Genomic DNA, 12,305 nt, shown 5'->3' on the forward strand with positions numbered 1-12,305 from the left:
TTACCTGATTTTGTTTTTAATACTAAAGTTGAGCGATAACTTCCTCAGTTGTCAAAACTTGGTTGGCAATGTAGCCATAGTTTGTCAGGGCAGCTTGGTAGGCTTCTTCACCTGGAGCACCGACAGCATCGTTAACAACAATGACATTGTAGCCTAATTCTATGAGTTCACGCATGTGTGAATCCACGCAGAGATTAGCATTCATACCAGCCAAGATGACGGTGTCGATACCATTTTTGCGGAGTTGAAGGTTAAGGTCGTTGCTTTCTGGGCCAAAGATTTTATGTCCGTTGACAACAATAGTATCTTCATCCAAAAATGGTTTAATCTCTTCAATCATATCTGCTCCAGAGCCTTCTGGAATTGCTGAATACTGGCTATCACGCCAAAACATTTCGTTTTCAATCATCATCGTTTCACCAGCAGCTTTAAATTGCCACTTGTGATCGTGTGGATAGAAGTAGTGCGGTGAGATAAAACGCTTGTAGCCACGCTCTTGAGCAAGAGCGAAAAGCTTTGTCAGATTTTCAATAGTATTAACTTTTTCAAGAACGTCTTTAGTTGCTCCGAATCCTTTACCAGTAGATTTTAAGAATTCAACTTGCGGGTCTGTGATAACAAATGCGACATTTTTCTGATTGAACATGATTCCTCCTAATATGATTTGATTAACAGCCAATAGGAATTTAGACTGTTAGTTTGATGATTTTCCAAATGGTAGTTTTAGTTATATACTGACCGTTCGGTACAATTATAATAACATCTAGAATTGAATTTGTAAATCAATTTGCTCAGAACAAAAATTTTAATGATAAAACAGTGGCAAAAGGAGGTGATTTCAATGGTTTGGTCCCAGACTCTGAATATGCTATAATAGTAAAAAAGAGAGGTGAGCAGATGAGCGTTAAAGAGCGTATTTTACAAAGTGCTGAGGAATTGATTTATCAGAAGGGTTATGTGGCCACCTCCATCAGTGACATCATGGAGGCAGCTGATGTTGGCAAGGGGCAGCTTTATTATTATTTCAAATCTAAGAAGGAAATTGGTTTGACGGTCATTCAAGATATTTTAGCAAATTGGCGAAAAGAGCTTTTTGAAGATATTTTTGAAGCAGACAAGTCTGACAGTGACAAATTTTCGGATATGATTGACTGGGTTTATCAATTTCATGAAAGTCAGACGGTCTTTTATGGTTGCCCAATTGGTAATCTGATTGTGGCATTGTCCACAGAAGATGAGAACTTCCGCTGTCCTCTCAATGATTTTATGACCCAGTGGACAGAGAAGTTAGCTAGCCTCTTGCAAGACCTGCATGCTGACTGGTCAGAAGAGCGGGCGCAGTTGCAGGCCCGTCAAGTCATCTCCAGTATTCAAGGCAGCATTGTCATTCTCAAAGTCAGCCAAGACATCCAAGTTTTGGAAAATAATATGACGGATTTGAAAAAGAATTATTGTTAATTTTTAGCCGAAGAATTAAAAGTATGTTAATTTATGGATTGTGGTTAGAGGTAAGAATGACAACAGATATTAAAACTGAAATTGGTCATAGAGTAAGACAGAAACGTGAACGTCACAAATTGACGAGAGAAGAGGTCTGTGGACAGAAGCTGACTTAATAATCAAACAGCTGATGCGTACTGAGCTTGGGCAATCCTTGCCAACAATTACTAAGTTACAATATTTATCTAAGCGATTAGAAGTTCCGATAGATACTTTTCTTGAAAATAAAGAACTAGCTCTTCCTGAGGAAGAGTTGCTGAGTCTAGACTTGATTGAAAGAATATTAGACTTGATAAGGACAGGGACAGGTAGTTTCGCTGAAGATATTTTTGATGATTATTTTAAGCAAGTAACACTAAAGCAAGTTTACACATTCAATGATTTACTATTAATTGATTATTTTGCTATGCAATGTCAAGACTTGATTTATAGAAGAGAGCATTAGATGATTTTCGGATTAAGTTGTTGAAACAGCAATTAGTTAGTGATGAAATGTATAATGTAGAGCTACTATCAGTTCTTTGTGCCATAGCGGGTGTTTATGTTGTTCATAGTGACTATAAGCATATGATATCTCTAGTAAAAAAGATGAATGAAATTTTATCAGTAACAATGTTGCAAGTCTATAAATCTGGAATTTCAGTATTTGAAGCTAAGTGCTATCTTTATTTTGAAAATGATAAAAATAAAGCAAAGGAACTTTATCACTCAGCAACTATACTAGCTGAACAATTTGATGATAAAGTATTAGAAAATGAAAAGATTATTTGAATTTCCATAACTTAAGAAAGTTCATCATTTTTAATTATCTCTGTAAAATGATTGAAAGCATGAAATTTCCAAACAAAATATTTGAAAAATTTTGAAAAAAGAGTTAGAATATTTTTTGTAATATACAAAGTAAACGCTTACTTATCAAGGAGGACATTTTATGTCATACAAAACAAGCAATGCAGAAGGTCATGTAGATTTCATCAATACCTATGATTTGGAGCCAATGGCGCAACAAGTTATTCCTAAAGCAGCATTTGGCTATATCGCTAGTGGGGCGGAGGATACTTTCACTTTGCGTGAGAATATTCGTGCCTTTAACCACAAACTCATCGTTCCTCATACACTTTGCAATGTAGAAAATCCAAGTACAGAGATTGAATTTGCAGGCGAAAAATTGTCTTCACCAATCATTATGGCGCCTGTTGCGGCTCATAAATTGGCAAATGAACAGGGTGAAGTGGCGACTGCGCGTGGTGTGCATGAGTTTGGTTCTCTCTATACAACCAGCTCTTACTCTACTGTCGACCTTCCAGAAATTACGGAAGCCCTTCAAGGGACACCTCATTGGTTCCAGTTTTACTTTAGTAAAGATGATGGTATCAATCGCCACATCATGGACCGTGTGAAGGCTGAAGGTTATAAAGCGATTGTCTTGACGGCTGATGCTACGGTAGGGGGCAATCGTGAGGTCGATAAGCGTAATGGTTTTGTCTTCCCAGTTGGCATGCCGATTGTTGAGGAATACCTGCCAGAAGGTGCTGGAAAATCCATGGACTTTGTTTACAAATCAGCCAAACAACGCTTGTCTCCACGTGATGTCGAATTTATCGCTACATACTCAGGACTTCCTGTCTATGTCAAGGGGCCACAATGCCGTGAAGACGTTGAACGTTCGCTTGCCGCAGGTGCTTCTGGTATCTGGGTAACCAACCACGGTGGTCGCCAAATCGACGGTGGGCCAGCTGCCTTTGACTCACTTCAAGAAGTAGCAGAAGCAGTTGATAAACGTGTGCCAATTGTCTTTGACTCTGGTGTTCGTCGCGGTCAACACGTCTTTAAAGCCTTGGCTTCAGGAGCAGACTTGGTAGCTATTGGTCGCCCTGTGATCTATGGTTTGGCTCTCGGTGGTAGTGTTGGTGTGCGTCAAGTCTTTGAGCACTTGAATGCAGAATTGAAGACAGTCATGCAGTTATCTGGAACTCAGACTATTGAGGATGTCAAACATTTCAAACTCCGTCACAACCCATACAATCCAACCTTCCCAGTTGACCCACGTGACTTAAAATTGTATTGATAAAGAAGACGGCCTCCACCTGATGTGGAGGTTTTTCTTCGTGTATAGAAAGATTCAATCGTTATTAGAAACTATATAAATATATTTTTCGGTCAAATATCTTGCTAGGGCTTTCATTTTTTGCTATACTGGTCCAGTAATTAAATAATAAAGACATTTGGGGTGCTTTAGGCTGAGATGATACCCATTGAACCTGATACAGTTAAGACTGGCGAAGGGAAATGTGAAAAGGTTTTTTTCGTATGTCGAAAGAAACTGTTTAATCTTGTAAGCTAAACTCTAATTCTCGTTTGTAATTGGAGTTTTTTTGTTTATCAAAAGAGGATAGGCTTGACGGCAAGTCTTTCGGTAGCTCTCCTAGAATGCCCCACTTTTCTTTAAAAAGGTCAAGTAAAACTAGGATTTTCTTGGTATTTTGTTGATTACGAACGAGTAAAGAGAGGAAAAGTAAATATGGAAACACAAGACTATGCATTTGAGCCGGGTTTGACCGTTGGAGAATTATTAAAAAGCAATCAGAAGGATTGGCAGGCTGCAATCAATCATCGTTTTGTTAAGGAACTTTTTGCGGGGACAATTGAGAATAAGGTCTTTAAAGACTACCTGATTCAGGATTATCATTTCTTTGATGCCTTCTTATCCATGCTGGGTGCCTGTGTAGCTCACGCAGACCAGCTTGAATCCAAACTTCGTTTTGCCAAGCAATTAGGCTTTCTTGAAGCAGATGAAGATGGTTATTTCCAAAAGGCTTTCAAAGAGTTAAAAGTAGCAGAGAATGACTATCTAGAAGTGACCTTGCACCCTATAACAAAAGCGTTTCAGGAGCTAATGTATTCTGCTGTGACTTCATCAGACTATGCTCATCTTTTGGTCATGCTGGTCATTGCAGAAGGTCTCTATTTAGACTGGGGTTCTAAAGATTTGGCTCTACCTGAAGCCTATATTCATTTAGAATGGGTCAATCTCCACAGAGGTCCTTTCTTTACAGAGTGGGTTCAATTTCTGGTTGATGAACTTAATCGTGTCGGGAAAAATCGAGAAGATTTGACAGAACTTCAGCAACGCTGGAATCAAGCAGTTGCTTTGGAATTAGCCTTTTTTGATATCGGTTATGAATTATAGGATAAATTCAATCCTTTGATGTAGATTAAAAGAAGTAACAAACAAACTATATAAATATATTTTCCGGTCAAATATCTTGCTAGTGCTTTCAATTTCTGTTATACTGGTCCAGTAATTAAATAATAAAGACATTTGGGGTGCTTTAGGCTGAGATGATACCCATTGAACCTGATACAGTTAAGACTGGCGAAGGGAAATGTGAAAAGGTTTTTTTCGTATGTCGAAAAGAACTGTCTAATCTTGTAAGCTAAACTCTAATTCTCGTTTGTAATTGGAGTTTTTTTGTTTATCAAAAGAGGATAGGCTTGACGGCAAGCCTTTTGGTAGCTCACCTTGAATGTCCCACTTTTCTTTAAAAAAAGGAGTTTTTTATGTTGAAAAAATGGCAATTAAAAGATGTTATCTTACTTGCTTTCTTGTCTATCTTTTTTGGTGGCGTTTTTGTGGGGTCAGGCTATCTGTTTGATATCCTCACCCTGATCTTGGCCCCTCTTGGTTTGCAGGCCTTTGCCAATGAAATCCTCTTTGGTCTCTGGTGTATGGCTGCGCCCATTGCGGCTATATTTGTTCCAAGAGTAGGAAGCGCAACGATTGGAGAAGTGCTAGCTGCGCTTGCTGAAGTCCTTTATGGTAGTCAATTCGGTCTAGGTGCCCTTTTGTCTGGCTTGGTTCAAGGTTTGGGAAGTGAACTTGGTTTTATCGTAACCAAGAATCGCTATGAAAGTTGGCTCTCTCTAACTGCTAATAGTATTGGGATTACGCTTGTTAGTTTTGTCTATGAATACATTAAGTTAGGTTACTACGCCTTCTCCCTTCCTTTTGTCCTTTCCTTGCTTGTGGTGCGCTTTATTTCTGTCTTTTTCTTCTGTACCATCTTGGTTCGTGCCATTGTCAAACTTTATCATCAGTTTGCAGCTGGGGGCAAGGCATAGATGGGGCTGAAACTACGAGCGATTCAGTCCCCAATCTTTTCGGAACCGCTTGATTTTACTTTTCATGCGCAAGCCTTCACCTTGTTAGTTGGGAGCAGTGGTTCAGGAAAATCGAGTCTCTTTCAAATGATTGCCCAAGTCAGTTCTCTTCCCTATAGCGGTCAAGTCCTGATAGATGGGAGAGAGGTCAGTCAGCTTTCTATCGTCGACCGTGTCCAGACGGTTGGCATTCTCTTTCAAAATCCTAATCATCAATTTACCATGGAGAACTTGTTTGAGGAGCTGATTTTTACCTTGGAGAATATTGGTCATCCCCTTCAAGAGATTGATGCTAAAATAGCAGAGGTGGTTCGGCAATGTCGTTGCGAGCCAATCTTGCACCGTCCCATTCATCACCTATCAGGTGGGGAAAAGCAAAAGGCTGCTTTGGCTGTTCTCTTTGCTATGAATCCTAGGGTCTATCTCTTGGATGAACCCTTTGCTTCTATTGACCGCAAGAGCAGAATCGAGATATTGGAGATTCTAAAAGAGTTGGCTCTTGATGGGAAGACAGTCATCCTGTGCGACCATGATTTATCTGATTATGAAGCCTATATCGACCATATGGTGGAGCTAAGAGACGGACAACTAAGGGAAGTATTTCAAATCCCTACCTCTGAGATGACACAGGTTTCTTCAAAGAATGTTGCTTCTAGCCCGGAATTGTTCCATATGGATAGAACGACTTGTGAGCTGGATAAGCGTCCCCTCTTTTCAATTGCGGATTTTACATTCTACCAAGGAATTTCCTGTATCTTGGGTGACAATGGTGTCGGGAAATCAACCCTCTTTCGCTCTATTCTTCAATTTCAAAAGTATAAAGGGCTCATTACTTGGAAGGGGACAGTCCTGAAAAAGAAAAAGAGTTTGTACCGTGATCTGACGGGTGTTGTTCAGGAAGCTGAGAAGCAGTTTATCAGAGCCAGTCTGCGAGAAGAGCTTCAATTAGATGGACCTGATTCTGAAAGAAATCAGCGAATTTTCCAAGCTTTACGATACTTTAATCTGGAGCAGGCGCTTGATAAGAGTCCCTATCAATTAAGTGGTGGCCAGCAAAAGATTCTTCAGCTATTGACCATCTTGACCAGCAAGGCTTCTGTGATCTTACTAGATGAGCCATTTGCTGGTTTGGATGATAGAGCCTGCCATTATTTTTGCAAGTGGATTTTGGAGGACAGAAATCAAGGAAGAAGTTTTTTGATCATTAGCCATCGTTTAGATCCCTTGATTTCTGTGGTTGATTATTGGATTGAGATGACTAGTGAGGGTCTCAGCCATCTTCAAGAAGTGACTATCAGCAAACCTCTCCCATCTCTGAAAAATGATACTCTAGGGGAGGTGAGGTAGTATGATCAAAGTAGCAACTCAGACACCGATTATTAGTCTTTTCTTGCTGATTTTATCCTTGGAAACATCTTTCCTTCCTTCGATTGCTCTTAATCTTTCAGTAGTCGCATTTTGCATTCTCTTCATGCTCTACTACCGTCGATTTAAATTGTTGGCTTGGATGCTCGTACTCGCCATCTTACCATCCTTTGCCAACTACTGGGCAATTCAGTTACATGGGGATGCTTCGCAGGCAGTGATACTTGGGACGAGGGCTTTTGTGACGGTTTGTATCGGCCTTGTCTTTGTTTCCAGTATTTCCTTAAAAGAGCTTCTCTTGTACTTGGCTCAAAAGGGGTTATCACGGTCTTTGGCCTATGCCTTGATTGTGGTATTCAATGCCTTTCCCCTCATTCAACAAGAAATCAAGTCCCTCAAGGAAGCTTGCTTATTGCGTGGTCAAAAATTGCATGTTTGGTCTCCCCTGATTTACAGCAAGGTTCTGATGATGGTCTTTAGATGGCGCCATCTCTACTTGAGAGCTCTGTCTGCACATGGATATGACGAACATGCGCAGTTGGAGAATCGCTATCGGACTTTTTATATTTCTAAAAAAACAAAATTAATCTACCTGCTGTTCTTTTTACTACTTCAAACCAGCCTATTTCTATAAAGGAGTTATTATGGAATTTACAGATATTGCGATGGAATTATCCAAGGAAGCTTGGCAGGCTTCCTTTCATCACCCCTTTGTTTTACAGTTACAAGAGGGGAATTTAGAACCTTCTATTTTCCGCTATTACCTGATTCAGGATGCCTACTACCTGAAGTCTTTTTCAGAAGCCTATCACCTCTTGGCTGATAAGACTTCAAACCAAGAGATGAAAAGACTCTTGAAACAAAATGCCCAGAGTCTAGTGGAGGGTGAGTTGTTTATCCGCCAACAATTTTTCATGGAATTAGGAATCAGCGACCAGGAGATGGACGAGCAACCGATTGCTCCGACTTGCTATCATTACATTTCGCATATTTATCGGCAATTTGCAGAGTCAAATTTGGGCATTGCTTTTGCTAGTTTGCTTCCATGTCCTTGGTTATACCATGATTTGGGCAAGGCACTTAATCGCAAACCATCCCCGAATCCTCTTTATCAACAGTGGATTGAAACCTATATCACCGATGAGTTAGAACAGCAGATTAAAGAGGAAGAAGCCCTGGTCAATCAGCTCTATCGCGAAAGTGACGAGACAGACAAACAAAAAATGCTAGAGGCTTTCCATCGAAGTGTCCACATGGAAGCCAAGTTTTGGGAGATGGCTTACCAACATCAAACCTGGACGAGTGATTTGCAATCCTTAGAAAAAGAGAAGAAATAGAAAATGAGAAACCACCAACTACAAGTTCACAAATTAACCATTTTATCCATGATGATTGCTCTTGACGTAGTACTTACACCCATCTTTCGAATTGAAGGAATGGCACCAATGTCCAGTGTAGTCAACATTCTTGCAGGGATTTTGATGGGACCTGTTTATGCCTTGGTCATGGCTACAGTCACAGCCTTTATCCGTATGACGACTCAAGGGATTCCCCCTTTGGCCCTAACAGGAGCTACTTTTGGAGCCCTCCTTGCAGGTCTCTTTTATAAGTATGGTCGGAAATTTCGCTATTCTGCTCTAGGAGAAATCTTGGGAACAGGGATTATCGGTTCCATTGTTTCCTATCCTGTCATGGTTCTCTTTACAGGATCTGCGGCCAAGCTTAGCTGGTTTATCTACACTCCTAGATTTTTTGGAGCAACCTTGATTGGTACAGCCATAGCTTTTCTTGCCTTTCGATTTTTAATCAAGCAGGAATTCTTTAAAAAAGTGCAGGGATATTTCTTTGGAGAAAGGATAGACTGATGCAGGAATTTACAAATCCCTTTCCTCTAACCTCCAGCTCCTTAATTCACTGCATCACCAATGAGATTTCCTGTGAGATGCTGGCCAATGGCATTTTGGCTCTGGAATCTAAACCTGTCATGGCAGATGATCCCCGTGAGGTCCTTGATTTTACCAAACAAAGCCAAGCTCTCTTCATCAATTTGGGGCATTTTTCAGCTGAGAAGGAAAAAGCAATCCGTCTGGCAGCTACTTATGCAGCTCAAGCTTGTCTCCCAATGGTAGTAGATGCGGTTGGCGTTGCGGCTTCCCCCATTCGTAAGGATCTAGTCACAGATCTTTTAGAATACAAGCCCACGGTCCTTAAAGGAAATATGTCAGAAATCCGAAGTCTTGTTGGCTTAAAATACCATGGAGTTGGAGTTGATGCGAGTGCTAAAGATCAAGAAACGGAGGATTTGCTTCAAGTTTTGAAAGACTGGTGTCAGACCTATCCTGGTATGTCGTTCCTAGTCACTGGCCCCAAGGACCTCATCGTTTCAGAAAATCAAGTTGCTGTATTGAGGAATGGCTGTGACGAATTGGACTGGATAACAGGGACAGGAGACCTGGTTGGAGCCTTGACAGCTGTTTTTCTCAGCCAAGGAAAGACTGCCTTTGAAGCTTCTTGCCTAGCGGTCTCTTATCTCAATATCTCTGCTGAGAGAATACTTGTTCAAGGAATGGGATTGGAAGATTTTCGTTACCAAGTTCTCAATCAGCTCTCTATCCTAAAAAGAGACGAAAACTGGCTAAAAGCTATCAAAGGAGATATTTATGAATAGAGAAGCACTCAGACTATATCTGGTAACCAATCGCTACCAAGATTCCTTGGAAAGCTTTCTTGAAAAAGTCGAGACAGCCTGCCGTTCAGGCGTTACCATCATCCAACTACGAGAAAAAAATCTCACTACCAATCAATACTATCAACTGGCAAAACAAGTCAAGGAAATAACAGATGCCTATCAAGTACCCTTGATTATCGATGATCGTTTGGATGTTTGTCTCGCGGTTGATGCTGCTGGGTTGCATATAGGCGACGATGAACTACCAGTTTCGGTTGCCCGCAAAGTATTGGGTCCTGAAAAAATCCTCGGTGTCACTGCTAAAACAGTTAAAAGAGCCCTCGAAGCAGAAACATCGGGTGCGGATTACTTGGGAACAGGAGCCATTTTCCCGACTACGACCAAAGAAAATGCACCCATTACCCTGATTTCAACCTTGAAAACAATTTGCCAAACGGTCGCTATTCCAGTAGTTGCTATCGGAGGCCTGACGTCAGAGAATATTGACCAACTTATTGGCACGGGTATAGCTGGAGTAGCTGTTGTACGTGATCTGATGCAGGCAGAAGATATTGAAGCAAAAGCGCATGCCTTTTTAACAAAGCTAGATGACATTGTTTCCTAATCAAAAACTCTCTAATTCCCTTAAAGTAGGAACTAGAGAGTTTTTTCTTAATCTTTAAAAGTTGTATGGTTGACTGGTCCAGAACCATGACCGAGTTGAGGAGCGTCTTGGATGGCTTTTGTGATAAAGGCCTTGGCCTTATCAACTGCCTGGTAAAGACTTCTGCCCTTGGCTAGTTCAGCCGTAATCACAGCAGCAAAGGTACATCCAGTACCATGGGTGTGACAGGTTTGAATTCGTGGACTTTCCCAGACAAATTGTTGATCCTTGGTAAAGAGGAAATCCTTGGCACCACCTTCAAGATGGCCACCTTTGATAACAACGGACTGAGGACCAAATTCTTTTATAATCAGGCGACCGGCACGCTGCATGTCTTCTGGATCATGAATCGAAAAACCAACAATCTCTTCGGCTTCAGGAAGATTGGGAGTGATAATGGTTGCAAGGGGAAGCAGATTTGTTTTTAGGTAGCTTCTCGCACTGGTATCAATCAGGGTATCACCGCTTGTTGCGACCATAACAGGGTCAAGAACGTAGGGGCAGTCCAGCTTTTTAAGATAGGGTTGGATGATTTCCATGATCTCAGTAGTTGCCAACATCCCTGTTTTTACAGCCTGAGGCTTGATATCCGAAAAGACACTCTCCAATTGAGTTTCCAGCATTTGGTTGGAGACGTGCTCGATTAATTGAACGCCTCTGGTATTTTGAGCGACAAGACTGGTCACAACGGCCATTCCATAGACATTTCTAGCTTGGAACGACTTTAAGTCAGCCATAATGCCAGCACCGCCACTAGGGTCAGTTCCTGCAATGGTTAGAGCAACGGGTAAATAAGTCATCTAAAACCTCCCAACCAACTGAAGTTTGTATTCTCAAGAAAAAGCTAGTCTGTTTGAGGAAAGTAATAGAAGAGCAGCTAGTCCTCATTATCATTTCCACTTCCATCAGCTAGCATTACCTAGATTGAGTCAAAGGGATCTAACAGTCGTTAATCTCAGCTTTACGCACCCCTAGTGGTTGTTTTCTTTTTTCTACAGTATAGCATATTTTTATAGTTTATATAGTGAAATTTGACTGAAAATCCTTTATCAAATGCTTAAAATTCTATTTTTCGAAAAAATAATAAAAATTATAGTTGACAAATGTAGATTTTCGGAGTATACTAATAACTGTGATCGACAAATGTAGATTTAGGAGGTGTGATTATGCAGATTTCAGATGCAGAATGGCAGGTCATGAAGATTATTTGGATGCAAGGGGAACAGACCAGTAGCGATTTGATCAGGGTTTTAGCGGAGCGGTTCGACTGGTCCAAGTCAACCATTCAAACTCTTTTGGCTCGTTTGGTTGAGAAAGAGTGTCTGACAAGGAAAAAAGAAGGCAAGTCCTTTGTCTATTCGGCTCTTTTAACTTTGGACCAAAGTCGGGATTTGCTTATTAAAGATATTAAAGACAAGGTTTGTTCCCGTAGGATTAAGAACTTGTTGGCTGATTTGATTATGGAATGTGATTTTACTCTGGCTGACTTGGAAGACTTAGAAGTTGTGATTTCTGAGAAGAAAGTTAGCGCTGTAACAGAAGTAAGATGTAATTGTATGTAAAGGAGACGTCATGTTAAATAGTATTGTAACCATTATTTGTATTGCCCTTATAGCGTTTATCTTGTTTTGGTTTTTCAAAAAGCCTGAAAAATCTGGACAAAAGGCCCAGCAAAAAAAGGACTACCAAGAGATTCGTGTGGAGGTCATGGGGGGCTATACGCCTGAGTTGATTATTCTCAAGAAATCAGTGCCAGCCCGTATCGTCTTCGACCGTAAGGACCCTTCACCCTGCCTAGATCAGATTGTTTTCCCAGATTTTGGAGTGCATGCGGACCTGCCTATGGGTGAAGAGTATGTAGTGGAAATCACACCTGAACAGGCTGGAGAGTATGGTTTCTCTTGTGGCATGAATATGATGCACGGTAAGATGATTGTAGAATAGGAG

The 12,305-nt window shown here is 40.8% G+C and carries 16 protein-coding genes and 3 riboswitches; of the genes, 14 read left to right on the top strand and 2 right to left on the bottom strand.

Features of this window, described 5'->3' with window-relative positions; genetic code table 11:
* Window positions 1-22 precede the first annotated feature (22 nt).
* On the bottom strand, window positions 23-646 hold the full coding sequence (locus B7720_RS06265) for a cysteine hydrolase family protein (RefSeq protein WP_084857112.1): 624 nt from the start codon (window positions 644-646) through the stop codon (window positions 23-25).
* 251 nt (window positions 647-897) lie between these two features.
* On the opposite strand from B7720_RS06265, the gene B7720_RS06270 reads away from it, so the two are divergent.
* The 12 genes from B7720_RS06270 (at window position 898) to thiE (ending at window position 10,319) form a co-directional block, all read left to right on the top strand.
* Window positions 898-1,458 carry a TetR/AcrR family transcriptional regulator gene (locus tag B7720_RS06270; protein ID WP_084857115.1) on the top strand — a complete coding sequence of 187 codons (561 nt, stop codon included), beginning with the start codon at window positions 898-900 and terminating at the stop codon, window positions 1,456-1,458.
* Window positions 1,459-1,630: 172 nt separating this feature from the next.
* Complete coding sequence (locus B7720_RS09845; protein WP_002880183.1) at window positions 1,631-1,945, top strand: hypothetical protein; 315 nt, start codon at window positions 1,631-1,633, stop codon at window positions 1,943-1,945.
* A 20-nt stretch (window positions 1,946-1,965) separates the two neighbouring features.
* Window positions 1,966-2,271, top strand: a complete 306-nt coding sequence (locus B7720_RS09850) for a hypothetical protein (protein ID WP_162838149.1) — start codon at window positions 1,966-1,968, stop codon at window positions 2,269-2,271.
* Window positions 2,272-2,431: 160 nt separating this feature from the next.
* Window positions 2,432-3,568: an L-lactate oxidase gene (lctO, locus tag B7720_RS06285; RefSeq protein ID WP_084857117.1), complete on the top strand. Its 1,137-nt coding sequence runs from the start codon at window positions 2,432-2,434 to the stop codon at window positions 3,566-3,568.
* A gap of 148 nt (window positions 3,569-3,716) precedes the next feature.
* Window positions 3,717-3,805: riboswitch (TPP riboswitch) on the top strand.
* A 216-nt stretch (window positions 3,806-4,021) separates the two neighbouring features.
* On the top strand, window positions 4,022-4,690 hold the full coding sequence (locus B7720_RS06290) for a TenA family protein (protein WP_070696913.1): 669 nt from the start codon (window positions 4,022-4,024) through the stop codon (window positions 4,688-4,690).
* 123 nt (window positions 4,691-4,813) lie between these two features.
* A riboswitch (TPP riboswitch) is annotated at window positions 4,814-4,902 on the top strand.
* A 159-nt stretch (window positions 4,903-5,061) separates the two neighbouring features.
* Window positions 5,062-5,622 (top strand): ECF transporter S component, encoded by a 561-nt coding sequence (locus tag B7720_RS06295; protein WP_000915275.1) that lies wholly within the window; start codon window positions 5,062-5,064, stop codon window positions 5,620-5,622.
* Entirely contained in the window at window positions 5,623-7,008 is a 1,386-nt protein-coding gene (locus tag B7720_RS06300) for an ATP-binding cassette domain-containing protein (protein WP_084857118.1), read from the top strand. It begins immediately after the preceding gene.
* A 1-nt stretch (window position 7,009) separates the two neighbouring features.
* Entirely contained in the window at window positions 7,010-7,660 is a 651-nt protein-coding gene (locus tag B7720_RS06305; protein ID WP_084857120.1) for an energy-coupling factor transporter transmembrane component T, read from the top strand.
* Between the two features lie 10 nt (window positions 7,661-7,670).
* Entirely contained in the window at window positions 7,671-8,363 is a 693-nt protein-coding gene (gene tenA, locus B7720_RS06310) for a thiaminase II (protein WP_084857122.1), read from the top strand.
* Between the two features lie 3 nt (window positions 8,364-8,366).
* Complete coding sequence (gene thiW / locus B7720_RS06315) at window positions 8,367-8,891, top strand: energy coupling factor transporter S component ThiW (RefSeq protein ID WP_001244058.1); 525 nt, start codon at window positions 8,367-8,369, stop codon at window positions 8,889-8,891.
* Window positions 8,891-9,694 carry a hydroxyethylthiazole kinase gene (thiM, locus tag B7720_RS06320; protein WP_084857124.1) on the top strand — a complete coding sequence of 268 codons (804 nt, stop codon included), beginning with the start codon at window positions 8,891-8,893 and terminating at the stop codon, window positions 9,692-9,694. Before thiW ends, thiM begins: the two co-directional genes overlap by 1 nt.
* Window positions 9,687-10,319, top strand: coding sequence for a thiamine phosphate synthase (gene thiE / locus B7720_RS06325; protein ID WP_070656968.1), 633 nt, complete (start codon window positions 9,687-9,689; stop codon window positions 10,317-10,319). The genes thiM and thiE overlap by 8 nt, the downstream gene beginning before the upstream one ends.
* Window positions 10,320-10,366: 47 nt before the next feature.
* On the opposite strand, the gene thiD is transcribed toward thiE, so the two are convergent.
* The gene (thiD, locus tag B7720_RS06330; protein WP_070656969.1) at window positions 10,367-11,158 is read right to left on the bottom strand and encodes a bifunctional hydroxymethylpyrimidine kinase/phosphomethylpyrimidine kinase; all 792 of its coding nucleotides are present in this window, start codon (window positions 11,156-11,158) and stop codon (window positions 10,367-10,369) included.
* 84 nt (window positions 11,159-11,242) lie between these two features.
* A riboswitch (TPP riboswitch) is annotated at window positions 11,243-11,341 on the bottom strand.
* A gap of 183 nt (window positions 11,342-11,524) precedes the next feature.
* Between thiD and B7720_RS06335 the strand changes: the two genes are divergently transcribed.
* Window positions 11,525-11,920: a CopY/TcrY family copper transport repressor gene (locus B7720_RS06335; protein WP_084857126.1), complete on the top strand. Its 396-nt coding sequence runs from the start codon at window positions 11,525-11,527 to the stop codon at window positions 11,918-11,920.
* A gap of 10 nt (window positions 11,921-11,930) precedes the next feature.
* Window positions 11,931-12,302 (top strand): cupredoxin domain-containing protein, encoded by a 372-nt coding sequence (locus B7720_RS06340; RefSeq protein WP_070656971.1) that lies wholly within the window; start codon window positions 11,931-11,933, stop codon window positions 12,300-12,302.
* Window positions 12,303-12,305: the final 3 nt, after the last annotated feature.

The sequence above is a fragment of the Streptococcus oralis subsp. oralis genome (assembly GCF_002096455.1).
Lineage (GTDB): Bacteria > Bacillota > Bacilli > Lactobacillales > Streptococcaceae > Streptococcus > Streptococcus oralis_CY.

What these genes read in the sequence shown, in the direction of transcription:
- B7720_RS06265 (WP_084857112.1), bottom strand. Translation starts at nt 646, where the DNA reads ATGTTCAATCAGAAAAATGTCGCATTTGTTATCACAGACCCGCAAGTT.
- B7720_RS06270 (WP_084857115.1), top strand. Translation starts at nt 898, where the DNA reads ATGAGCGTTAAAGAGCGTATTTTACAAAGTGCTGAGGAATTGATTTAT.
- B7720_RS09845 (WP_002880183.1), top strand. Translation starts at nt 1,631, where the DNA reads ATGCGTACTGAGCTTGGGCAATCCTTGCCAACAATTACTAAGTTACAA.
- lctO (WP_084857117.1), top strand. Translation starts at nt 2,432, where the DNA reads ATGTCATACAAAACAAGCAATGCAGAAGGTCATGTAGATTTCATCAAT.
- B7720_RS06290 (WP_070696913.1), top strand. Translation starts at nt 4,022, where the DNA reads ATGGAAACACAAGACTATGCATTTGAGCCGGGTTTGACCGTTGGAGAA.
- B7720_RS06295 (WP_000915275.1), top strand. Translation starts at nt 5,062, where the DNA reads ATGTTGAAAAAATGGCAATTAAAAGATGTTATCTTACTTGCTTTCTTG.
- B7720_RS06300 (WP_084857118.1), top strand. Translation starts at nt 5,623, where the DNA reads ATGGGGCTGAAACTACGAGCGATTCAGTCCCCAATCTTTTCGGAACCG.
- B7720_RS06305 (WP_084857120.1), top strand. Translation starts at nt 7,010, where the DNA reads ATGATCAAAGTAGCAACTCAGACACCGATTATTAGTCTTTTCTTGCTG.
- tenA (WP_084857122.1), top strand. Translation starts at nt 7,671, where the DNA reads ATGGAATTTACAGATATTGCGATGGAATTATCCAAGGAAGCTTGGCAG.
- thiW (WP_001244058.1), top strand. Translation starts at nt 8,367, where the DNA reads ATGAGAAACCACCAACTACAAGTTCACAAATTAACCATTTTATCCATG.
- thiM (WP_084857124.1), top strand. Translation starts at nt 8,891, where the DNA reads ATGCAGGAATTTACAAATCCCTTTCCTCTAACCTCCAGCTCCTTAATT.
- thiE (WP_070656968.1), top strand. Translation starts at nt 9,687, where the DNA reads ATGAATAGAGAAGCACTCAGACTATATCTGGTAACCAATCGCTACCAA.
- thiD (WP_070656969.1), bottom strand. Translation starts at nt 11,158, where the DNA reads ATGACTTATTTACCCGTTGCTCTAACCATTGCAGGAACTGACCCTAGT.
- B7720_RS06335 (WP_084857126.1), top strand. Translation starts at nt 11,525, where the DNA reads ATGCAGATTTCAGATGCAGAATGGCAGGTCATGAAGATTATTTGGATG.
- B7720_RS06340 (WP_070656971.1), top strand. Translation starts at nt 11,931, where the DNA reads ATGTTAAATAGTATTGTAACCATTATTTGTATTGCCCTTATAGCGTTT.